The 22,379-nt window shown below is 39.7% G+C and carries 20 protein-coding genes and 1 rRNA gene; 9 read left to right on the forward strand and 12 right to left on the reverse strand.

Annotated features, from left to right (window positions below; translation table 11 throughout):
• Positions 1 to 9 precede the first annotated feature (9 nt).
• Positions 10 to 1,065, reverse strand: coding sequence for a YkvI family membrane protein (locus FBF75_RS09970; RefSeq protein WP_080589171.1), 1,056 nt, complete (start codon positions 1,063 to 1,065; stop codon positions 10 to 12).
• Between the two features lie 72 nt (positions 1,066 to 1,137).
• Between FBF75_RS09970 and yyaC the strand changes: the two genes are divergently transcribed.
• Positions 1,138 to 1,764, forward strand: coding sequence for a spore protease YyaC (gene yyaC, locus FBF75_RS09975; protein WP_025208343.1), 627 nt, complete (start codon positions 1,138 to 1,140; stop codon positions 1,762 to 1,764).
• Between the two features lie 25 nt (positions 1,765 to 1,789).
• Here the strand turns inward: yyaC and FBF75_RS09980 are convergent, their stop codons facing one another.
• The 11 genes from FBF75_RS09980 to rpmH form a co-directional block, all read right to left on the reverse strand.
• Positions 1,790 to 2,644, reverse strand: coding sequence for a ParB/RepB/Spo0J family partition protein (locus FBF75_RS09980; protein ID WP_035704116.1), 855 nt, complete (start codon positions 2,642 to 2,644; stop codon positions 1,790 to 1,792).
• Positions 2,637 to 3,398 (reverse strand): sporulation initiation inhibitor protein Soj, encoded by a 762-nt coding sequence (gene soj, locus FBF75_RS09985; RefSeq protein WP_008360890.1) that lies wholly within the window; start codon positions 3,396 to 3,398, stop codon positions 2,637 to 2,639. The genes FBF75_RS09980 and soj overlap by 8 nt, the downstream gene beginning before the upstream one ends.
• Before the next feature lie 235 nt (positions 3,399 to 3,633).
• Complete coding sequence (locus FBF75_RS09990; RefSeq protein ID WP_136944698.1) at positions 3,634 to 4,467, reverse strand: YiiX/YebB-like N1pC/P60 family cysteine hydrolase; 834 nt, start codon at positions 4,465 to 4,467, stop codon at positions 3,634 to 3,636.
• A gap of 128 nt (positions 4,468 to 4,595) precedes the next feature.
• Positions 4,596 to 5,471 (reverse strand): nucleoid occlusion protein, encoded by an 876-nt coding sequence (gene noc, locus FBF75_RS09995; protein WP_024718432.1) that lies wholly within the window; start codon positions 5,469 to 5,471, stop codon positions 4,596 to 4,598.
• 105 nt (positions 5,472 to 5,576) lie between these two features.
• Positions 5,577 to 6,296: a 16S rRNA (guanine(527)-N(7))-methyltransferase RsmG gene (gene rsmG / locus FBF75_RS10000; RefSeq protein ID WP_007497477.1), complete on the reverse strand. Its 720-nt coding sequence runs from the start codon at positions 6,294 to 6,296 to the stop codon at positions 5,577 to 5,579.
• 13 nt (positions 6,297 to 6,309) lie between these two features.
• Positions 6,310 to 8,196 carry a tRNA uridine-5-carboxymethylaminomethyl(34) synthesis enzyme MnmG gene (gene mnmG / locus FBF75_RS10005; RefSeq protein ID WP_046344926.1) on the reverse strand — a complete coding sequence of 629 codons (1,887 nt, stop codon included), beginning with the start codon at positions 8,194 to 8,196 and terminating at the stop codon, positions 6,310 to 6,312.
• A gap of 17 nt (positions 8,197 to 8,213) precedes the next feature.
• Positions 8,214 to 9,593, reverse strand: a complete 1,380-nt coding sequence (mnmE, locus tag FBF75_RS10010) for a tRNA uridine-5-carboxymethylaminomethyl(34) synthesis GTPase MnmE (RefSeq protein WP_136944699.1) — start codon at positions 9,591 to 9,593, stop codon at positions 8,214 to 8,216.
• Positions 9,594 to 9,995: 402 nt separating this feature from the next.
• Positions 9,996 to 10,619, reverse strand: coding sequence for an RNA-binding cell elongation regulator Jag/EloR (jag, locus tag FBF75_RS10015; protein WP_035390148.1), 624 nt, complete (start codon positions 10,617 to 10,619; stop codon positions 9,996 to 9,998).
• The gene (spoIIIJ, locus tag FBF75_RS10020; protein WP_089374159.1) at positions 10,616 to 11,398 is read right to left on the reverse strand and encodes a YidC family membrane integrase SpoIIIJ; all 783 of its coding nucleotides are present in this window, start codon (positions 11,396 to 11,398) and stop codon (positions 10,616 to 10,618) included. The genes jag and spoIIIJ overlap by 4 nt, the downstream gene beginning before the upstream one ends.
• A gap of 158 nt (positions 11,399 to 11,556) precedes the next feature.
• Positions 11,557 to 11,916, reverse strand: coding sequence for a ribonuclease P protein component (gene rnpA / locus FBF75_RS10025; RefSeq protein ID WP_008347592.1), 360 nt, complete (start codon positions 11,914 to 11,916; stop codon positions 11,557 to 11,559).
• Between the two features lie 78 nt (positions 11,917 to 11,994).
• Positions 11,995 to 12,129, reverse strand: coding sequence for a 50S ribosomal protein L34 (gene rpmH, locus FBF75_RS10030; RefSeq protein WP_008360908.1), 135 nt, complete (start codon positions 12,127 to 12,129; stop codon positions 11,995 to 11,997).
• 620 nt (positions 12,130 to 12,749) lie between these two features.
• Here rpmH and dnaA point away from each other — a divergent pair.
• The 8 genes from dnaA to FBF75_RS10070 all read left to right on the forward strand — a co-directional run.
• Complete coding sequence (gene dnaA, locus FBF75_RS10035) at positions 12,750 to 14,090, forward strand: chromosomal replication initiator protein DnaA (protein WP_008347594.1); 1,341 nt, start codon at positions 12,750 to 12,752, stop codon at positions 14,088 to 14,090.
• Positions 14,091 to 14,286: 196 nt separating this feature from the next.
• Complete coding sequence (gene dnaN / locus FBF75_RS10040; protein WP_136944700.1) at positions 14,287 to 15,423, forward strand: DNA polymerase III subunit beta; 1,137 nt, start codon at positions 14,287 to 14,289, stop codon at positions 15,421 to 15,423.
• 150 nt (positions 15,424 to 15,573) lie between these two features.
• Positions 15,574 to 15,789 (forward strand): S4 domain-containing protein YaaA, encoded by a 216-nt coding sequence (gene yaaA, locus FBF75_RS10045; protein ID WP_008347598.1) that lies wholly within the window; start codon positions 15,574 to 15,576, stop codon positions 15,787 to 15,789.
• A gap of 16 nt (positions 15,790 to 15,805) precedes the next feature.
• The gene (recF, locus tag FBF75_RS10050) at positions 15,806 to 16,918 is read left to right on the forward strand and encodes a DNA replication/repair protein RecF (protein ID WP_007497487.1); all 1,113 of its coding nucleotides are present in this window, start codon (positions 15,806 to 15,808) and stop codon (positions 16,916 to 16,918) included.
• A 17-nt stretch (positions 16,919 to 16,935) separates the two neighbouring features.
• Complete coding sequence (gene remB / locus FBF75_RS10055) at positions 16,936 to 17,181, forward strand: extracellular matrix regulator RemB (RefSeq protein WP_008360920.1); 246 nt, start codon at positions 16,936 to 16,938, stop codon at positions 17,179 to 17,181.
• Positions 17,182 to 17,238: 57 nt separating this feature from the next.
• On the forward strand, positions 17,239 to 19,155 hold the full coding sequence (gene gyrB, locus FBF75_RS10060; RefSeq protein ID WP_025206585.1) for a DNA topoisomerase (ATP-hydrolyzing) subunit B: 1,917 nt from the start codon (positions 17,239 to 17,241) through the stop codon (positions 19,153 to 19,155).
• 234 nt (positions 19,156 to 19,389) lie between these two features.
• Positions 19,390 to 21,885 (forward strand): DNA gyrase subunit A, encoded by a 2,496-nt coding sequence (gene gyrA / locus FBF75_RS10065; RefSeq protein WP_058214360.1) that lies wholly within the window; start codon positions 19,390 to 19,392, stop codon positions 21,883 to 21,885.
• Positions 21,886 to 22,249: 364 nt separating this feature from the next.
• Positions 22,250 to 22,379: ribosomal RNA gene (locus FBF75_RS10070) — 16S ribosomal RNA — on the forward strand; the annotation flags it as partial.

Genomic DNA, 22,379 nt, shown 5'->3' on the forward strand with positions numbered 1-22,379 from the left:
GAGAGGTGTTTATTTTATTTTATCAGTATAATTTTTAGAACGGAAAAATATCTTTTTACTTAAAATCGGATACAGCATTAAACAGACAAGCAAATAAAGATTGAGCAAGCTGTAAATCGGATACAAGAAAGCAATCAAATCAGCAAATCCAAGAGAGGTTAAAGGTGCCATCAAAAGAAGCATGATGAATACAATGAACCAGCGGGGCATTCGTACAAAAGAGAGCATGCGGCTGGATAAACCAAATAATCCCGCAGCGGTTGTTGTATAAATCGCTAAACAAAGAACAATGGTCATAAACACAAACAATGATGTTGGTGCCCCCTCTAATACTGTAAACAAAGGAATCCCCTCTGCTGAAAGACTCCCAGAAATATCAACTAGTATTTCGTTATACACATAAGAAATGACACCAAAAATCAAGCCGCTTAATATACTCGCAACCTTGGCCTCTCCAAGCCCCTTCATTTCTTTCCCCACTGAAGAAAGCACCGCCACAACAGATAATATATTCAAAGAAGCAAAGACGATACTGGCAGGCCAATTGTATTGCTGGCCAAAATCAATTCTCCATATATGATCATGATTCATATAATAAAAAACAAACGCATAGATGAGCCCCACCACCAAAATTGGTATAATGAAAGCATTCACAGATAAGAGACCTTTCACATCCCAGAAAAAAATCATAAATGAAAATAAACAAAATGCACCGATTCCAACCCAAAATGGCACATGATACATCTCAAGTGTCACCCCGCCACCGGCAATCATGACTGTTGTTGTCGTGAATAGATAAAGAACAATTAAAATATCATACACCTTGGCCAGCCAAGGACCTACAAGACGCTCTAACACCGGCACAAAATGATCGGCACGAACCTCATAACTGATTTTTAACACCACATAGGTCGACAGCATAAACATGAGCGTAAACAGTAGAATGGCTAGTCCGCTATCAAGGCCAAAAAACTGCCAAATTTCTTGACCTGAGGCATATCCCGCTCCTATCAAGCTTCCTAAAATTAAAAGCGTCCACCTTGAACCAGCCTTCCACACAATCATCACCTCATAGGTATAGAATTAAGCTTGTTTCCGTATACTGATACTAACTACTATGACAAGGAAGTGAGACCTATGAATAGCAAGAACGGTCTTTTTTTAAGAAATAGGGTGAAAGAATACGTGTCCCATACGGATACAAATGCCATTCAGCAGCTTAAAAGTATTTTATTCTCGCATCTTCAGAAAGCAGGAAAAAGACCCGTTGCCATCGTCTGCATAGGAACAGACCGCTCAACCGGTGACTCTCTAGGTCCACTTGTAGGAACAAAGCTTTCAAGTCTTGATTTAAAAAAGCTGCATGTATACGGCACTCTCTCTGACCCAGTGCATGCGGTCAATTTAAAGGAAAAGCTCGCTGAAATTGAACAAGCTCATAAACATCCATTTATCGTAGCCGTTGATGCCTGTTTAGGTAGAGTGAAAAGTGTAGGATCGTTTCAAATTGGAGAAGGACCGTTAAAGCCCGGTGCAGGTGTGCAAAAAGAGCTGCCAGAAGTAGGCAATATTCATATTAATGGAATCGTCAACGTGAGCGGTTTTATGGAATACTTCGTTCTCCAAAACACACGTCTTCATCTTGTAATGTCTATGGCCAATACACTTTCTGAAAGTCTATCCCACATTGATCAAATGGATTGGACGAGAGAAAAAAGCCGTTCTCTTTTCACCCCTATTCAAAATATCACGGGAAGAATATAAAAAAGACCATCTCATATCAAGATGGTCATTCCGATGATTCTCTCGTAGAAAGCAATTCAAGGATTCTTTCTAAATCTTCATTTGAGAGAAATTCAATCTCAATTTTCCCTTTTTTCTTCTGTTTCTTGATCGTCACTGAAGTACCAAAGTAATTTTGTAAGAAAGATTCTCTTTCTTTCAACACGCGATCCTTTGGTGCTTCTTTTTTCTTTGTTTCACGTGGAACATTTTCATTTAATTGCTGAACAAGTTTCTCAACCTGACGGACATTTAATCCTTCGTCCACGACCTTCTTTACCAATGGCGCCAGCTTCTTTTTGTTTTTCAAACTAAGCAGCGTGCGTCCATGTCCCATGGATAATGTTCCATCCGCAATCAGCTTCTGTACTTCATCCGGTAATGTTAATAAACGAAGGTGGTTCGCAATATGCGGTCTGCTTTTGCCTAATCGCTTGGCTAATTCCTCCTGAGTCACACTTAAGTGATCTAGTAAGGAGGCATAGGCTTCCGCTTCCTCTAATGGAGATAAATCCTCGCGCTGTAAGTTTTCTAAAAGAGCGATCTCCCTCATCAGTGTTTCTGAAAATTCCCTGACGATCGCAGGAATCGTTGTCAAACCAGCTTGTTGTGCTGCACGGAAACGGCGTTCTCCCGCGACAATGTCATATCCCTTAATGGACTTACGAACAATAATCGGCTGTAAAACACCATGCTGCTGAATCGATTCTTTGAGATCAGACAATGCATCATCATCAAACGTTTTCCTTGGCTGATAAGGGTTCGGGCGCAAATCCTTCAACTTAATTTCTTCGACAGTTTCTTCATTGGAATCCACATTGTTAAATAGCGCATTAATACCCTTTCCAAGACCTTTAGCCATTCGCATCCACTTCCTTTGCTAAGTCTAAATAGACATCTGCACCTCTTGAACGTGGATCATACAAGATAATAGGTTTCCCATGACTAGGCGCTTCACTTAGTCTCACATTTCTCGGAATCACGGTCTGATAGACTTTATCTCTAAAGTATTTTTTTACTTCTTCGATGACTTGGATTCCAAGATTTGTTCTTGCATCCAGCATTGTCAGTAAGACACCTTCAATGGCAAGGTCGGTATTTAGATGTTTCTGCACAAGACGAACCGTATTCAACAATTGACTCAATCCTTCAAGCGCATAATATTCACACTGAACCGGTATTAAAACAGAATCGGATGCAGTTAACGCATTAATCGTCAGTAATCCAAGCGATGGCGGGCAGTCAATAATCATATAATCATAATTTTGCTTCACAGATTCAAGTGCTCTTTTCAGCCTCACTTCACGTGAGATCGTAGGCACAAGCTCAATTTCCGCCCCTGCAAGCTGTATCGTCGCAGGAATGACATCAAGATTTTCGACCTCTGTCGTCTTAATCACATCAAGTACATCTGCATCGTCTACTAAAATATCGTACACGCACTTCTCTACGTCGGCCTTCTCAATCCCAATACCACTCGTGGCATTTCCCTGCGGATCAATATCAACTAACAACACTCGTTTTCCTATGTATGCTAAACACGCACCCAAATTAACAGAAGTTGTCGTCTTCCCAACGCCGCCCTTCTGGTTGGTAATCGCTATGATTTTCCCCACGATGTCACCCACTTTCAACTTAACAAGTTTCTCATTCATTCATACTTCCTATTCTATCAAAAAAAGTATGAAACGTTTGCTTTTTTTGTTCCCCCATTATAAATTCGTGAATGAATCTGTGTTTCCGTACATGAATAGATGCATAAAAATACGCTTTAAAGATATATTAATATATCTTTTGAAGAAAATAACGAGACAAAAAACCCCCACTTTCATAAAAGTGAGGGAGATACAATCAAAAGTTTAGCCCGCCAATTTTTCGGCCTTCACTTACAATGACTTTAGGTGTCACTGTTTTATAGTTCTTCTTTTTCAAAAACCCATAGGGTGCTTTAATGGTAAATGTGGCATGTCCAACAGCGTCCCCGGTTTTCGCATAAGCCTGCCATACAATCTTTGAACAATAAGTAGGGTCCAAGGATTGAATAGACATAGTGATCGAATATCGAGCCTTCGGATGGTCTTTCACGTAATCATGCGCCCAATCCCCTGCTAAATCTGCCTTTTCCTGATGATTAATCCGAATCACCTTTGTATTGGCACTATAGCGAAACCAGCTTTGAATCGAATCTATATTTGGATGCTGCCGGAACCCAGGAATGGATGCATAGCTTTTCTCATTAATGACGATGCCTGCATGACCAATTAAACCATTCAAAGCACCAGTGCTCGTCACCAATATATCCCCTTTTTGAGGCATAATATCGGTTCCAGGATACGGTTTACCAAAAAGATGGCGAATGGTATTCGGCCTTTCATCCGTTACCATTTCATCCTGTTTGTTTTGCCTTAAACCATAGTTCTCCAAATCATCATCAGCTGTGATTACATCGATCGCATCGTCCTGAGACGCTTGCTCTTGATTTAATTGTTGAACCGTTATATCTGTCGAAACCACACCTTGTTTCTTCAGAGTACTCAGTTCTTCTTTCGTAATCGTTTCTTCCGCTGAATGAGTATCATGATTCGTTGATGTGCTCACAGCAAACACAGTCGTTTCATTTGAAAAAAGAGAAAAAGAGATTAGTAAATAACAGATAATAGCAAAAATAGTCTTTTTCATTTTCATCGGTTATATGTCACCTCCCTTCTACTATGAAAATCATATTTTACCAATTAATTAATAATAAGTAAATATCATGAATTGAAGGGAGAGAAAGACAAAAAAGCTGACGAGTAATGCTCATCAGCTTCTTTCTATTTAGGAATTCGAATCGTTAATTGGATATATTCCTCAAATTCTTCTTCCTCGGTATTTATTTTAAGTCCGCTGTCTTCTACCATGTGGAGAGACTGACGAATGGTATTCATCGCAATTCGCGTATCTCGGCTAAACGCCTTACGTTTCGGCTTCGGTTTGCGATCTGTTTTTTGTTCAAGCATCTTCACTACACGCTCTTCAGTCTGTTTCACATTCAGCTGCTTTTCGATGATTTCCTGCAACAGCGTGATCTGTAATTCTGGCAGCTTTAGAGGTACAAGTGAACGGGCATGCCTCTCAGAGATTTTTTTCTCCAAAATGGCTTGCTGTACCTCTTCAGGCAACTTTAAAAGTCTTAGTTTGTTTGCAACAGTCGATTGTCCCTTACCTAAACGCTGAGCAAGCGCTTCTTGCGTTAAATCATGAAGCTCTAAAAGACGTGCATAAGCATGAGCCTCTTCAATTGCAGACAGCTCTTCTCTTTGCAAATTTTCAATCAATGCCACAGATGCCGTTTCCGTATCAGTAAAATCTTTTATAATAGCGGGGATCTTCTCCCATTGAAGAGTTTGTACCGCTCTCCAACGTCTTTCGCCGGCGATCAGTTCATATTTTCCTTCTTCTTCTGTTGGTCTAACAACAATCGGTTGAATAATGCCATGGGTATGAATGGTTGTGGCCAGCTCTTGTATCTTTTCTTCTGAAAAAATGGTGCGTGGCTGAAAACGGTTAGGCATAATTGTGTCGACCGGGAGCTCCTGTATCTCTTCCTTTAATGTTTCATGCTCAGCAATCTCTGCCTCTATTTCGGTATCACGCTCAGGATGTTCTTTGTCACCAAGCCCGAAGAAGCGTGAGAGTGAATGCTTCATGAACCTACACCACCTTTAAAAACTACCTTTTTATAATTCTATTTTCTCATGTTTTTTCCTTCTGTAAAATCATAAATATTGAAGAAAAACCGACCTTTTACATGATCAACCCTCTATTGGTGATTTATTAGGTGTTCCTGGTTTTCTAGGATATTTTTTTGGTGTTTGTTTTTTCTTTTCAATGACAATGATGTTCCGTTCGCTTTCTTCTAAAGGAAGAACAAAGGAATGCTTTTCAACAACCTCTCCTCCGAGGACAGTGACGGCTTTTTTTCCTGCTTGCATCTCTTCATCTGCAGCAGATGCTTTTAATGCAACAAACAATCCTTCCTTTTTCACAAGAGGCAGGCATAGTTCGCTCAAGACAGATAAGCGCGCAACTGCTCTAGCGGTGACAAGGTCATAGCTTTCACGTTGATCTTTACGTTGCCCAAAGGTCTCCGCACGATCATGATAAAAAGTAGTATCTTGTAAGTTTAACCCTTTTGCTAACTCATTGAGAAACGTAATGCGTTTCTGGAGAGAATCAACAATGGTCACATGTAGATGAGGGAAACAAATTTTAAGAGGAATGCTTGGAAAACCAGCACCAGCTCCAATATCACAAATTGTTGTCACATTGTGAAAATCAATAAAAAATGCTGCTGATATCGAGTCATAAAAATGCTTTAAATATACTTCTTCCTTTTCTGTAATGGACGTTAAATTCATCTTCTCGTTCCATTCTACAAGCATATGGAAGTAAGTTTCAAATTGTTCAAGCTGCACTGGAGAAAGAGTGATCCCTTTCTCCTCTAGTGCTGCTGTAAATTGTTCAATGTTCATGCCGACATCCTTTCTACTCTGCTATCTTCGCAATACGTCCCTGCTCCAAATACACTAAAAGGATAGAAATATCAGCAGGGTTAACGCCTGAAATACGAGAAGCCTGTGCAACAGAAAGCGGTCGGACTTCTTTTAGCTTTTGCTTCGCTTCAGTTGCAATCCCTTTGATGGCATCATAATCGATTCGATCCGGAATCTTTTTGTTTTCCATCTTTTTCAGCTTTTCAACTTGTTGGAGCGACTTTTCAATATAACCTTCATATTTAATTTGAATCTCTACCTGTTCACACACATCAGCAGGAAGCGGTGTGTCAGCAGGAGCTAGTTTCACAACAGATTCATAGTTCATCTCTGGACGCTTCATCAGATCACTTGCTCGAATACCGTCCTTCAATTCACTTCCACCAAGAGAACGGATATATTCCTGTGTCTCTGCTGTAGGTTTAATAATGACAGAATATAAACGTTTTTTCTCTGCTTCAATAGCCTCTTTTTTCTGTGTGAATGCTTGGAATCTCTCTTCAGAAATTAAACCAATGTTATATCCAAGTTCCGTTAATCTTAAATCAGCATTGTCATGACGCAGAAGTAAGCGGTACTCTGCACGAGAAGTTAAAAGACGGTAAGGTTCATTTGTACCCTTCGTGACAAGATCATCAATGAGAACACCGATATATGCATCAGATCGGCTTAAAATGACTTCTTCTTTACCCAATGCTTTTCTTCCTGCATTGATACCTGCCATAATTCCTTGACCTGCAGCTTCCTCATAACCAGAGGTACCATTGATTTGGCCAGCTGTATATAATCCAGAAATTTTCTTCGTCTCAAGTGTCGGCCACAATTGTGTAGGCACAATCGCATCATACTCAATGGCATAACCCGCTCGCATCATTTGTACATTTTCAAGCCCTGGAATGGTTGACAGCATTCGCTGCTGTACATCCTCTGGCAGACTTGTAGATAAACCTTGAACATACACTTCTTGCGTATTACGGCCTTCTGGCTCTAAGAAAATTTGATGTCTCGGTTTATCATTAAAACGAACCACCTTATCCTCAATAGACGGACAGTATCTAGGACCTGTTCCTTTAATCATACCTGAATACATAGGAGAACGGTGAAGATTCTCATCAATAATTTGATGAGTCTCTAAACTCGTGTATGTTAACCAGCATGGTAATTGATTTGTAATATATTCCACAGTTTCATAAGAAAACGCACGTGGTACATCGTCACCTGGTTGAATTTCCGTCTTACTATAATCAATCGAGTGGCTGTTTACTCGAGGTGGTGTCCCAGTTTTAAAGCGAACCAAATCGAATCCTAATTCTGCTAGATGATCCGATAATTTAATGGAAGGCTGCTGATTATTAGGACCGCTTGAATAAGAAAGATCCCCTAAAATAATGCGGCCTTTTAAGAAAGTACCAGTCGTTAGAACAACAGACTTCGCGCGATAATTTGCACCTGTTTGAGTCACAACACCTTTACATTCATCATCTTCTACAATTAAATGGTCTACCATCCCTTGCAGCATTGTTAGGTTTGGTTCATTTTCCATTGTTTTTTTCATTTCGTGCTGATATTGAAACTTATCTGCTTGCGCTCTTAACGCACGGACAGCAGGTCCTTTCCCAGTATTCAGCATACGCATTTGAATGTGCGTCTTATCTATATTTCGTGCCATTTCCCCGCCTAGCGCATCAATTTCTCTGACGACAATCCCTTTAGCGGGACCTCCTACGGACGGATTACATGGCATAAAAGCAACCATATCGAGATTGATGGTCAATACAAGTGTTTTGGCGCCCTGTCTTGCAGAAGCAAGAGCAGCCTCAACACCAGCATGACCGGCACCGACGACGATTACATCATATTGGCCAGCTTCATAACCCATTTCTTTTGTTCCTCCCTTTACTTTCCTAAACAGAATTGAGAGAATAACTGATCGATTAAGCTTTCATGAACAGCATCCCCAATAATTTCACCTAGCTGCTCCCAGCAGCGTGTTAAATCTATTTGAACAATGTCGATCGGTACATTCATTTCAATTCCTTCTAGAGCATCTTCAATCGATTGTTTTGCTTCTTGAAGGAGCGCAATATGCCTAGTATTGCTCACATACGTTAAATCTCCACTTTCAATTGAGCCTGTGAAGAATAAAGATTGAATGGCCATTTCAAGCTCATCAATCCCTTTTTCTTGTAATAAAGATGTTGTAACAACCGGACGATCCTTCGCTAACTCTTTTACCTTTTCTACATCAAGTTTAGGCTCAAGATCTGTCTTATTGACAATCACAATAATATCCATACCTGAGACAGCCTCAAATAGCTTAATATCTTCCTCAGATAACTCTTCACTATAATTGAGCACAAGTAAAATCAGGTCAGCTTCTTTTAAGACCTGTCTTGATCGCTCGACCCCAATACGCTCAACAATGTCTTCAGTCTCACGTATACCCGCAGTATCTACTAAACGGAGCGGTACTCCTCTTACATTCACATATTCCTCGATGACATCTCTGGTTGTTCCAGGAATATCGGTCACAATCGCCTTTGTTTCCTGAACAAGACTATTTAATAAGGAAGACTTCCCAACATTTGGCCTTCCAATAATAACAGTAGATAAGCCCTCACGTAGGATTTTCCCCTGCTGTGAAGTCGTTAGAAGCGATTCAATTTCCTTTTTCACAGATGTCGCCTTTTCAACTAAGACTCGATGTGTCATTTCTTCCACATCGTCATACTCTGGATAATCAATATTCACTTCTACATGGGCAAGTGTCTCCAATATCTCACCACGAAGACGTTTAATCAAACCGGAGAGACGTCCCTCCATTTGAGTAATTGCGACATTCATCGCACGGTCAGTTTTTGCACGAATCAAGTCCATTACGGCTTCTGCTTGTGACAAGTCGATTCTTCCATTTAGGAAAGCACGTTTTGTAAACTCACCTGGCTCCGCTAATCTCGCTCCTTCTTTTAAAGCAAGCTGCAAGACTTTATTGACCGTGACAATTCCGCCATGGCAGTTGATCTCAATAACGTCTTCTCTCGTAAATGTTTTTGGCGCTCTTAATACAGACACCATGACCTCTTCTATCACTTGCTCGGTACTTGAATCTACAATATGACCATAATGAATTGTATGAGAATCCACTGATACAAGTTTTTTCTCCTTAGGCCCCTTATACATGCGATCAGCAATCTGAACTGCATCAGGCCCGCTTAAACGTATAATGGCAATTGCCCCTTCACCCATTGGTGTAGAAATTGCTGCAATTGTATCCACCGCTCATTCACCTCTTTCTCTATTCAATAGACAGTCTTATATCTATTAAATGGACGTTGTCCATCTCTATATCAAAAACGCTTAATCCAAAATTTAAAGATACCATAAATGCATGCGAAGCGAAAGTAGCCCACATTTAATTATCCACAGTTTTGCACCCTGTCTATTTTAACACTTAACTTATCCACATGTGAATAACGACGTTCTAAACTTGTCTTCACATCTTACACCTAAATCCAATAAATTAAAACGCCCTTCTCCCTTTGCAACTAAGGGAAAATGACGTTTTCGATCTAAATAACACACTAACTTTTTAGAAATAAAGGAGGAATCTACTATTAAAAGGTAATTTTTCAATAAAAAAAGACTAAAATCCAGCTTTGCTGAATCTTAGCCTTTCTGCTATTTTTTATACATCACCACAACATGACGCTTGCTGCCTGTATCTTCGGATGCCGTGGCAAGTTCTTTAGAAAATGCTGCAATCGTATCATGAACGACTTTTCGTTCATTCGAAGGCATCGGTTCTAAATGAACCTTTCTCTTCGTTTTTAAAACACGATTTGCCGTTTTGATTGCGTATTGTTCAAGTGCTTCTTGTCGTTTCTTCCTATAATCTCCAATATCAATTGTAATATGATGATACTGATCAGAATAACGATTAAACACTAACTGCACCAAGGTTTCTAAAGAGTACAGTGTTTGTCCTCTTTTTCCAATCATTAATGAAGTTTTGTCTCCATCAATGTGAAAAGAGATCTTTTTCGTTTCTTTTTTCGAAACAATGTTTGCTTTAGGATCAATTGATTTAACAATTTTATCTAAATACTGTGTTGCTAATTTGAGCGCATCTCGCTTTTCTACTAACTTGACAACAGCTTGTCTTTTACCAAATAATCCTAAAAATCCTTTGTTTCCTTCATCTACTATTGTGATATCCACTTCTTCTTGTAGTAGTTGAATTTGTTTCAGTCCGGAATCTACTGCTTCTTCGACTGTGCGACCGACAGCAGTTATTTCCTTCATTTTTTGTTCCCGCCAGCTTTTTCTTTTGTATCAACTTTTACTTGAGGTGTTTTAATGACCAACGTTTGAATGATCATGAAAATGTTACCTACAACCCAGTACAGTGAAAGTGCCGCTGGGAAACTGATTGCAAATACAATGATCATAATCGGCATCACCCAAAGCATAATCGCCATTTGAGGGTTGTCCGAAGGATTTCCAGCCATCATTAGCTTCTGCTGAATAAAAGTAGCTACACCTGCAATAATCGGTAACAGGAATAATGGATCTGGACTGCCTAAGTCAAACCATAAGAAAGTATGTTTTTTGATTTCAGCTGTTCTCATGATCGCATGATAAAAACCAATTAAGATTGGCATTTGAATTAAGATTGGGAAACACCCTGCTAATGGATTTACACCATTCTTTTGGAAAAGAGCCATTGTTTCCTGTTGAAGCTGCTGCTGTGTTTTTTGATCTTTTGAACTATATTTTTCACGAAGCTTCTTTAATTCTGGCTGAAGTGCTTGCATTGCTTTTGTACTTCTTAATTGTTTAATCATTAATGGTAAAATGAGCAAACGAATCAAAAGAGTTACAATAATAATCGCTACACCATAGTTTTCACCAGTTAAGTTTGCCATGTAAGTGATTAATTGAGATAGCGGGTATACAATGTAAGAATTCCAGAATCCCTTACTATCTGATGTGATTGGTTCATTGATTTGTGTACATCCTGCCAATAGAACCAACACGCCAATCAAGCTAAATATTAGTAATAATCGCCTTTTCAACAAGATTCCTCCCATTACTTCAAACTTTATTTAAGTTGGAATTGATTACGAAAGTGACTCACCTAATCAGTATGGTAACATTTTTTCATTACAAAGTGGTGGTTTCATTTTAATTCACTAGATGAAGGAAGCGCTTTTAAAAATTGATTCAACGAAAGTTTCTATTACGAAGACTTTTTCGGTTGTTGTTGATAAACAGCGGATTTTCTAAATAAATGCTGGAGAGACTTCTTTGTTTCTTCAAAGGTCAATTCGCTTGCTGGCTTTCGTGCGATAACAATGTAGTCTTTTTCTTGCTTTAGCTTATGACCTTCCTCTAAGAACACCTGACGGATTAGTCGTTTAATCCGGTTTCTTATCACTGCATTACCTATCTTCTTACTGACAGACAATCCTAAACGCAGTTCTTCTTGATTTGGTTGGTCCAGCTGATAAATGACGAATTGGCGATTAGCCATTGATTGACCTTTTTTGAACACTGTTTGAAACTCTTCATTTTTTTTTAGCCTGTTTCGCTTCTTCATGTTTTCTTCCACTCCGATAAAAACTGACAGTTCATTTACGATTTTATGTAAAAAAGACCACTGACATTATTCAGTGGCCTAAGCTGATAATTTTTTTCTACCTTTGCTGCGGCGTCGCTTTAAAACTAGACGTCCGTTTTTAGAACTCATACGGCTGCGGAAGCCATGAACTTTACTACGCTTACGGTTATTTGGTTGAAACGTTCTTTTCATTTATGACACCTCCCTGAGGAATAGCTGTTTAAGACAGTCTAACTCATTATATTTGTGTAACCCATCGATTGTCAATATCAATGATAAAACTCTTATTATCAACCTTATAAGCATAACACAAGTTATCAAGTGAAGAAACCTTCTTTTTTAGTTTCCAGCATTTTATTCTTTTTTTCCTTCAAAAAAACCTTCAAAACAAGGTTGTGGATATTTTCCCGGCATATTTTGACTATCCACATCCATTATCGACATTTTTTTCACACAAATAACCTATGTGGATAATTATTTTTCAACAGCATGTAAAGTGTGTGGATAAGTTTGTGACACCCATTGCACCATCTTGTTTATTTTGATATTATATTTGTGTTTTAACTCTTAATTACTTATCTGGCCTATTTATCTTATCCACAATTTGTGGATAACCTGTGGAAAGTTATTACACAGCTTGTTGAATTGTTTATCCACAACCTGTGTAATTTGTCGAAAAGACGTTTTTCTACTATATTAATTGTTTTCAACAAAGTATGTGCACGAATGGTGATGACCATTTGCTCTTTTTCGTGTTCTATAACAGTTTGATACTGGTCATTTTAAAAAGAAAAGGAGGGGGGAGAAGCCTTATGGAAAATATTTTGGATCTGTGGAATAAAGCACTTCAAAAAATAGAGACAAAATTGAGCAAACCTAGTTTTGAAACATGGATGAAGTCCACTAAAGCCCATTCTCTTCAAGGAGATACGCTGACTATTACTGCACCTAATGAATTTGCAAGAGACTGGCTCGAGTCAAGATACCTTCACTTAATTGCAGATACCATCTATGAACTGACAGGCGAAGAGCTCAGCATCAAATTTATCATTCCTCAAAATCAGGACGAAGAGGAAGCCATGCCAAAATCTCCAATCAAAAAAATGTCGAAAGAAGAACCCGTTGAAATTCCACAAAATATGCTGAATCCAAAATATACATTTGATACTTTTGTTATTGGTTCAGGCAACCGTTTTGCTCATGCCGCTTCACTTGCAGTCGCAGAAGCACCAGCAAAAGCATATAACCCGCTTTTTATTTATGGGGGCGTTGGTTTAGGAAAGACTCACTTAATGCATGCGATCGGTCATTACGTCATCGACCATAATCCATCAGCCAAAGTGGTCTATCTATCATCTGAAAAATTTACAAATGAATTTATCAACTCAATCCGGGACAACAAAGCAGTCGATTTCCGTAATCGCTATCGGAATGTAGATGTGCTTTTGATAGATGATATTCAATTTTTAGCAGGAAAAGAACAAACACAAGAAGAGTTTTTCCATACATTCAACACACTTCACGAAGAAAGTAAGCAAATCGTCATTTCTAGTGACCGTCCGCCAAAGGAAATTCCGACACTTGAAGACAGATTACGCTCTCGATTCGAATGGGGCTTAATTACAGACATTACCCCGCCAGATCTAGAAACGCGTATTGCGATCTTACGTAAAAAAGCAAAAGCAGAAGGTTTAGACATTCCGAATGAAGTCATGCTTTATATTGCCAATCAAATCGACAGCAACATTCGGGAACTGGAAGGTGCTTTGATTCGTGTTGTTGCTTACTCTTCTTTAATCAATAAAGACATCAATGCTGATCTAGCAGCTGAAGCCCTAAAGGACATCATTCCTTCATCGAAACCTAAGGTGATTACAATTAAAGATATTCAAAGAATTGTAGGGCAGCAATTTAATATTCGATTAGAAGATTTCAAAGCGAAGAAACGTACGAAATCAGTTGCTTATCCAAGACAAATTGCGATGTATCTCTCTAGAGAAATGACCGATTCCTCTCTACCTAAAATCGGAGAAGAATTTGGTGGACGAGATCATACGACCGTCATTCATGCTCATGAGAAAATTTCAAAATTAATCGTTGAAGATGAACAGCTTCAGCAGCATGTCAAAGAGATCAAAGAACAACTAAAATAATCAAGCTGATAAGATAAGTACGGGAAAATGTGAATAACTAGAGCATAGTCATACACAGTCTGTCCACATGTGGATAGGCTGTCTTTCCTTTCTTTCTACTGACTTATCCACATATTCACAAGCCCTACTAGTACTTCTACGATTTTTATTAAATAAATATATATACATGTCATTAAGAAAAATTAGGAGGACCACTATGAAATTCACGATTCAAAAAGATCGTCTTGTTGAAAGTGTCCAAGATGTATTAAAGGCCGTATCCTCTAGAACAACGATTCCTATTTTGACAGGGATTAAAATTGTTGCATCTGACGAAGGGGTTTCTCTCACAGGGAGCGATTCTGATATCTCAATCGAATCTTTTATTCCTCAAAGAGATGGAGATTTAGAAGTCATTACACTTGATCGACCAGGAAGTATTGTGCTGCAAGCCCGCTTCTTTAGCGAAATCGTTAAGAAACTGCCTATGTCTACTGTCGAAATTGAGGTAGAACAAAATCATCTGACCATCATCCGCTCTGGTTCAGCAGAATTTAATTTAAACGGCTTAGATGCTGAAGAATATCCGCATCTGCCACAAATTGAAGAGCATCATGCTTTTCAAATTCCAACAGATTTGCTTAAAAACCTTATCCGTCAAACGGTTTTCGCAGTGTCCACCTCAGAAACACGACCTATCTTGACAGGTGTAAACTGGAAGGTTGAAAAAGGTGAATTAATATGCACAGCAACGGATAGTCATCGTCTTGCTTTAAGAAAAGCGAAGTTGGATATTAACGAGGAAAGCTCGTACAATGTGGTCATTCCTGGAAAGAGTTTAACAGAGCTAAGTAAAATTCTTGATGATGGACAAGATCTTGTGAGCATCGTCATTACGGAGACACAGGTTCTCTTTAAAGCACAGAACGTGCTGTTCTTCTCAAGATTGCTGGATGGTAATTACCCAGATACAGCTCGCCTCATTCCGCAAGAAAGTAAAACGGATGTAGTGGTGAATACGAAAGAATTCCTTCAAGCGATTGATCGCGCGTCACTTTTAGCAAGAGAAGGGCGTAACAACGTTGTGAAGCTTTCTGCTGATCCTGCGCAAAGCCTTGAAATTTCTTCTAATTCGCCTGAAATCGGTAAAGTAGTTGAAACGGTGCAAGCAGATGACATTAAAGGGGAGGATCTCAAAATCTCTTTCAGTCCGAAATATATGCTTGATGCTTTAAAAGTATTAGAGGGAACAGAGATTCATGTCAGTTTCACTGGCGCAATGAGACCATTCCTATTACGAACGCCAAATGATGATTCCATTTTGCAATTGATTCTTCCAGTTAGAACGTATTAATTTGGTCTAAAATGGCTGCTGTGTGAGCGCACAGCAGCTTTTTTCCTCGTTTCCTCAGCTTTCTTTCATCCCAGTTCGCTTTCCCCCTTTCCTTCTTGTCTTGTTTTTTAGTACAATTAGATATTAGTGATATTGAAAGAGGTCGATACAATGCCTAATCTGATAACGATTGAAACAGAAATGATTACATTAGGGCAGTTTTTGAAATTAGCCGAAGTCATTCAATCTGGTGGAATGGCGAAGTGGTTTTTAAGTGAACATGAGGTGTTCATCAATCAAGAGCCAGATAATAGACGGGGACGCAAATTATACCCAGGTGATGTTGTCGAGATAGAAGGTCACGGCACATTTCAAGTTGTGAATTAGAAACGGGTGACAATACATGTACATTCAAAGTCTGGCGTTAACTTCATACCGAAACTATGAACACACCGAGCTTCAATTCGACAATAAGGTGAATGTGATGATTGGTGAGAACGCCCAAGGTAAAACGAACCTGATGGAAGCGATCTATGTATTGTCGATGGCAAAGTCTCATCGTACGTCAAATGATAAAGAACTTATCCGATGGGACGAAGACTATGCTAAAATAGAAGGTAGAGTCATCAAAAAAAATGGTCCACTCCCCATGCAGCTCGTGATCTCAAAAAAAGGAAAAAAGGGCAAGGTCAATCACATTGAACAACAGAAACTCAGTCATTATGTTGGTGCCTTGAACACCATCATGTTTGCACCAGAGGATCTCAGCCTTGTGAAAGGTAGCCCGCAAATCCGCAGAAGATTCCTCGACATGGAGATTGGACAAGTGTCTGCTGTCTACTTGCATGATTTATCGCTCTATCAAAAAATCCTCACTCAGCGAAATCATTACTTGAAACAATTGCAAACAAGAAAGCAAACGGATCAAGCGATGCTGGAGATTTTAACAGAGCAGTTGATTGATGCGGCAGCGAAGGTTGTCAAAAGACGACTGACTTTTACGAAACAGCTCGAAAAATGGGCGCAGCCGCTGCATTTTGGGATTTCAAGAGAGCTGGAAACGCTCACGCTCCAATACCAGACGGCCATAGAGGTATCAGAAGCGTCAGACTTGTCGAAAATAAAAAATAGCTATGAAGAATCGTTTCAGAAACTAAGAGACAGAGAAATAGACCGAGGGGTGACGCTATGGGGGCCTCACAGAGATGATCTTCTTTTCTTTGTGAATGGTCGGGATGTTCAGACATATGGCTCTCAAGGGCAGCAAAGAACAACAGCTCTTTCACTAAAGCTGGCAGAAATTGATCTGATTCATGAAGAAATCGGTGAATACCCAATTCTTCTACTCGATGATGTTTTATCTGAACTTGATGATTACAGACAGTCTCATTTGCTCCATACCATTCAGGGACGTGTACAGACCTTTGTCACCACTACGAGTGTTGAAGGCATCGATCACGCCACCCTGAAAGAAGCGGAAATTTTCAGAGTAGCCAGTGGAAAAGTAATTGACTGATAAATGAGGTGTGAGTCTTGTATATTCATTTAGGTGATGATTGTGTTGTTTCTACACGAGAGATTGTCGCAATTGTTGATTACAAAATGAGGTCATCTTCTGTTGTAGAGGAATTTCTTCAAAAACAAGAAGAACAAATCATTTCGTTGTCACAAGGGACACCCAAATCCATCGTCGTCACAACTGAATCCGTGTATTACTCTCCTCTTTCCTCAAGCACGCTCAAAAAACGTGCTTCATTTGTGATTGAAATTGAAGTCTAAAAGCTCAATTCATATAAATATATCGTTTAAGAAAAGTGTAGGTGAATGTACGTGGCAATGGAACAGCAACATAATAGTTATGATGAAAATCAGATACAGGTGCTCGAAGGACTAGAAGCGGTTAGAAAACGTCCAGGAATGTACATTGGGTCAACCAGTGCAAAAGGACTTCACCATCTTGTATGGGAAATTGTCGACAACAGTATTGATGAGGCTTTAGCTGGTTATTGTACAGACATTACAGTGCAAATTGAAAAAGATAATAGCATCACAGTGAAAGATAACGGCCGCGGAATTCCTGTTGGGATTCACGAAAAAATGGGACGTCCTGCTGTAGAAGTCATTATGACGGTTCTTCACGCTGGTGGTAAATTTGACGGCAGCGGTTATAAAGTATCTGGCGGTCTGCATGGTGTAGGGGCATCTGTTGTTAATGCGTTATCTACGACCTTAGACGTGACTGTATACCGTGATGGAAAAATTCATTATCAACAATTCAAACGCGGTGTTCCAGTTGGAGATTTAGAGATCATCGGTGAAACAGATGTAACAGGGACAACCACTCATTTTGTGCCAGATCCAGAAATTTTCACTGAAACCATTGAATTTGATTACGACACACTTGCTAACCGTGTACGTGAGTTAGCTTTCTTAACAAAAGGCGTCAACATCATCATTGAAGACTTACGTGAAGGCAAAGAACGAAGAAACGAATACTGCTATGAAGGCGGTATTAAGAGCTATGTAGAACATTTGAATCGCTCGAAGGAAGTCGTTCATGAAGAACCAGTTTACATCGAGGGTGAAAAAGACGGAATCACCGTTGAAGTTGCACTGCAATACAACGATTCCTATACAAGCAATATTTATTCTTTCGCCAATAACATCAACACATATGAAGGTGGATCACACGAAGCTGGCTTTAAAACCGGTCTGACGCGTGTCATCAATGATTATGCTCGTAAAAATGGCGTATTCAAAGATGGTGACTCGAATTTGAGCGGAGAAGATGTACGAGAAGGCTTAACAGCCATTATCTCTATCAAACATCCAGACCCTCAATTTGAAGGACAAACGAAGACAAAGCTCGGTAACTCAGAAGCAAGAACCATTACCGACTCCCTCTTCTCCGAAGCACTTGAGAAATTCCTCTTAGAGAACCCTGATGCTGCAAAGAAAATTGTGGAGAAAGGTGTGATGGCAGCTCGTGCAAGAATGGCTGCCAAAAAGGCACGTGAGCTGACAAGACGTAAAAGTGCACTGGAAGTCTCTAGCTTGCCTGGGAAACTGGCAGACTGTTCTTCTAAAGATCCTTCCATCTCTGAGCTTTATATCGTAGAGGGAGATTCTGCGGGCGGATCTGCTAAGCAAGGTCGTGATCGACATTTCCAAGCGATCTTACCGTTAAGAGGGAAGATCCTAAACGTTGAAAAAGCCCGACTAGATAAAATTTTATCTAACAACGAGGTTCGTTCAATGATTACAGCGCTAGGGACTGGAATCGGAGAAGACTTCACTTTAGAGAAAGCACGTTATCACAAAATTGTGATCATGACTGATGCTGATGTTGATGGAGCGCATATACGGACGCTACTCCTAACATTCTTCTATCGCTACATGCGTGAAATCATTGAAAACGGTTATGTGTATATTGCACAGCCGCCTTTATATAAAGTGCAGCAAGGAAAGCGTGTTGAATACGTGTATAACGATAAACAGCTAGATGAACTGTTAAAAACACTACCTCAAACACCGAAACCTGGACTTCAGCGTTATAAAGGTCTTGGAGAGATGAATGCTACTCAGCTTTGGGAAACAACAATGGATCCTGATGCGAGAACACTTCTTCAAGTGACACTTGAGGATGCAATCGATGCTGATGAGACTTTTGAAATGCTAATGGGAGATAAAGTAGAGCCGAGACGTAACTTTATCGAAGAAAATGCACAATACGTAAAAAATCTTGATATTTAGATAGGTATCCCCCCTTGAGAGCAACCTTATTTCTTGTTTGGAATAAGGTTGTTTTTCAAGAAACAGGGGCGTGAAACGAATGTCCTGGTTTTCTGCGATTCGTCGATTTTCTAGTAAATAAATGTGTATAAAGGCAAGATTATTGATATAATGGAGAATAGTCTTGTGAAGATAAATACATATTTTACTCCCACATAATTTATTTCATGTGATACGTAAAGGGAGGTTCTTATAGTGAGTGAACAACATACACCAAATGTACGCGAAGTGAATATTAGCCATGAAATGCGTACGTCCTTTTTAGATTATGCAATGAGTGTTATTGTTTCGCGTGCATTACCAGATGTGCGAGACGGATTGAAGCCCGTGCATCGAAGAATTTTGTATGCGATGAATGACCTAGGTATGACAAGTGATAAACCATTTAAGAAATCGGCACGTATCGTTGGGGAAGTTATCGGTAAGTACCACCCTCACGGTGATAGCGCTGTATATGAAGCGATGGTTCGGATGGCGCAAGATTTCAACTATCGTAATATGCTGGTTGAAGGGCACGGGAACTTTGGTTCTGTCGATGGAGACGGCGCAGCAGCCATGCGTTATACCGAGGCACGTCTTTCTAAAATTTCGATGGAGATCCTGCGTGATATCACAAAGGACACCATTGATTATCAAGATAACTACGATGGCAGCGAAAGAGAGCCAGTCGTTATGCCTGCTAGGTTCCCGAACTTATTAGTGAACGGGGCAACAGGAATCGCTGTAGGGATGGCAACGAATATCCCGCCTCACCAACTAGGTGAAGTGATTGATGGGGTATTGGCAATTAGTCAAAATCCTGAAATGACGACACAGGAACTAATGGACATCATTCCAGGTCCAGACTTCCCAACTGCGGGACAAATCATTGGGCGAAGCGGTATTCGTAAAGCGTATGAAACAGGACGCGGCTCTATTACATTACGTGCAAAGTCAAACATCGAAGAAACATCTAGTGGTAAGCAGCGCATTGTTATCAACGAGATTCCTTATCAGGTTAACAAAGCTCGTTTGATCGAAAAAATCGCAGATCTTGTCCGTGATAAAAAGATTGATGGCATTACAGATCTTCGTGATGAATCTGACCGTAATGGAATGAGAATTGTCATTGAACTACGAAGAGACGCAAACGTCCATGTTCTATTAAACAATCTTTATAAACAAACGACACTTCAAACGTCCTTCGGTATTAACTTGCTTGCACTTGTTGATGGACAGCCGAAAGTGTTATCTCTCAAACAATGTCTTGAATATTACCTTGAGCATCAGAAAGTGATTATTCGTCGAAGAACGGCGTATGAATTGCGTAAAGCGGAAGCAAGAGCTCATATTTTAGAAGGCTTAAGAATTGCGCTTGATCACTTAGATGAGGTCATTGCCTTAATTAGAGGCTCTCAAACTGCTGAAATTGCAAGAAATGGTTTGATGGAAAACTATAGCTTGTCTGAAAAACAAGCACAGGCCATTCTCGATATGCGACTCCAGCGTTTGACTGGTTTAGAAAGAGAGAAAATAGAAGATGAATACAAAGGGCTTGTTGAATTGATTGCTGAATTGAAAGCCATTCTAGCAGACAATGAGAAAGTTCTAGAAATCATTAGAGAAGAATTAACAGAAATCAAAGAACGCTTCAATGATACGCGCCGCACAGAAATTGTGACAGCGGGTATAGAAACAATCGAAGACGAAGATTTGATTCCTGTTGAAAATATTGTGATCACACTGACTCATAATGGTTATATTAAGCGCCTGCCTGCATCAACATACCGCAGTCAAAAAAGAGGCGGTAAAGGTGTACAAGGAATGGGAACCAACGAAGATGATTTCGTTGAACAGCTGATCTCAACATCTACGCACGATACGATTCTCTTCTTCTCTAATAAAGGGAAGGTTTATCGAGCGAAGGGCTATGAGATCCCTGAATTCGGACGAACAGCGAAAGGGATTCCGATTATTAACCTTCTTGAAGTAGAAAAGGGAGAGTGGATAAACGCCATTATTCCAGTCAGCGAATTTGATGAAGATTCGTATCTCTTCTTTACAACAAGACACGGTGTATCGAAACGAACGTCATTGTCTCAATTTGCAAACATCCGAAACAACGGTTTGATTGCACTCAGCCTGCGTGATGAAGATGAATTGATGGCTGTTCGTTTAACCAATGGTGAAAAACAAATCATCATCGGAACGAAAAAAGGAATGCTCATTCGTTTCGACGAGACAGATGTTCGTGAAATGGGACGTACAGCAGCTGGAGTTAAAGGGATCACACTTTCTGAGGATGACATCGTCGTTGGAATGGAAATCCTTGAGCCAGATGCAAACGTATTGATCGTAACTGAAAAAGGTTATGGTAAATTAACGCCTGAAAAAGAATATCGTGTCCAAAGCCGTGGTGGTAAAGGTCTGAAAACGTGCAAGATCACTGACAACAACGGTCCGCTTGTTGCAGTGAAGGCGACTAACGCTGAAGCTGAAGAAGACTTGATGATTATTACAGGTAGTGGTGTCATCATCCGTATGGCCGTTTCAGATATTTCCACAACAGGCCGAGTCACTCAAGGTGTCCGCCTGATCCGTCTAGGTGATGATGAACATGTCGCTACAGTGGCATTAGTAGAACAATCACCAGAAGACGATGAAGAGAATAGTGAAGAAAACGTAGAGTCAGATCAAGAGCAATCTGAGTAAAGATAAAGCCGGTTTTTCACCGGCTTTATTTTTTTTTGAAAAAACATGATTTTTTTTGAAGTTTATAATGCTTTTTTCATAGATATGTGTTAATCTTTCAAAGGAGCAAAAAGAGGCTCTATTTTTTATCTCTTTCATAACAAAAACTTCTTAAAAAAATAAAATGTTTTTCAAGAAAAATGTTGACTATTGATAGAGATATATGATATATTTAAGTGGTCGCTTTGAGAGAGTGACAAACAAGTTCTTTGAAAACTAAACAAGACAAAACGTACCTGTTAATTCGAGTTTTTATAAAAAAATCCTATGATATTTCATAGGTAGTCAGTCAAACTGGCGAAAAACAAAACTTCGGTTTTGAACTTTTTCGGAGAGTTTGATCCTGGCTCAGGACGAACGCTGGCGGCGTGCCTAATACATGCAAGTCGAGCGGACAGAAGGGAGCTTGCTCCCGGATGTTAGCGGCGGACGGGTGAGTAACACGTGGGTAACCT

Source organism: Bacillus sp. S2(2019), from assembly GCF_005144805.1.
Classification (GTDB): domain Bacteria; phylum Bacillota; class Bacilli; order Bacillales; family Bacillaceae; genus Bacillus; species Bacillus altitudinis.

Excerpts from the sequence above, each read along its gene's own strand:
- FBF75_RS09970 (WP_080589171.1), bottom strand. The coding sequence starts at position 1,065 with ATGATTGTGTGGAAGGCTGGTTCAAGGTGGACGCTTTTAATTTTAGGA.
- yyaC (WP_025208343.1), top strand. The coding sequence starts at position 1,138 with ATGAATAGCAAGAACGGTCTTTTTTTAAGAAATAGGGTGAAAGAATAC.
- FBF75_RS09980 (WP_035704116.1), bottom strand. The coding sequence starts at position 2,644 with ATGGCTAAAGGTCTTGGAAAGGGTATTAATGCGCTATTTAACAATGTG.
- FBF75_RS09990 (WP_136944698.1), bottom strand. The coding sequence starts at position 4,467 with ATGAAAATGAAAAAGACTATTTTTGCTATTATCTGTTATTTACTAATC.
- noc (WP_024718432.1), bottom strand. The coding sequence starts at position 5,471 with ATGAAGCATTCACTCTCACGCTTCTTCGGGCTTGGTGACAAAGAACAT.
- rsmG (WP_007497477.1), bottom strand. The coding sequence starts at position 6,296 with ATGAACATTGAACAATTTACAGCAGCACTAGAGGAGAAAGGGATCACT.
- mnmG (WP_046344926.1), bottom strand. The coding sequence starts at position 8,196 with ATGGGTTATGAAGCTGGCCAATATGATGTAATCGTCGTCGGTGCCGGT.
- jag (WP_035390148.1), bottom strand. The coding sequence starts at position 10,619 with ATGAAGGAAATAACTGCTGTCGGTCGCACAGTCGAAGAAGCAGTAGAT.
- rnpA (WP_008347592.1), bottom strand. The coding sequence starts at position 11,916 with ATGAAGAAGCGAAACAGGCTAAAAAAAAATGAAGAGTTTCAAACAGTG.
- rpmH (WP_008360908.1), bottom strand. The coding sequence starts at position 12,129 with ATGAAAAGAACGTTTCAACCAAATAACCGTAAGCGTAGTAAAGTTCAT.
- dnaA (WP_008347594.1), top strand. The coding sequence starts at position 12,750 with ATGGAAAATATTTTGGATCTGTGGAATAAAGCACTTCAAAAAATAGAG.
- dnaN (WP_136944700.1), top strand. The coding sequence starts at position 14,287 with ATGAAATTCACGATTCAAAAAGATCGTCTTGTTGAAAGTGTCCAAGAT.
- yaaA (WP_008347598.1), top strand. The coding sequence starts at position 15,574 with ATGCCTAATCTGATAACGATTGAAACAGAAATGATTACATTAGGGCAG.
- recF (WP_007497487.1), top strand. The coding sequence starts at position 15,806 with ATGTACATTCAAAGTCTGGCGTTAACTTCATACCGAAACTATGAACAC.
- gyrB (WP_025206585.1), top strand. The coding sequence starts at position 17,239 with ATGGAACAGCAACATAATAGTTATGATGAAAATCAGATACAGGTGCTC.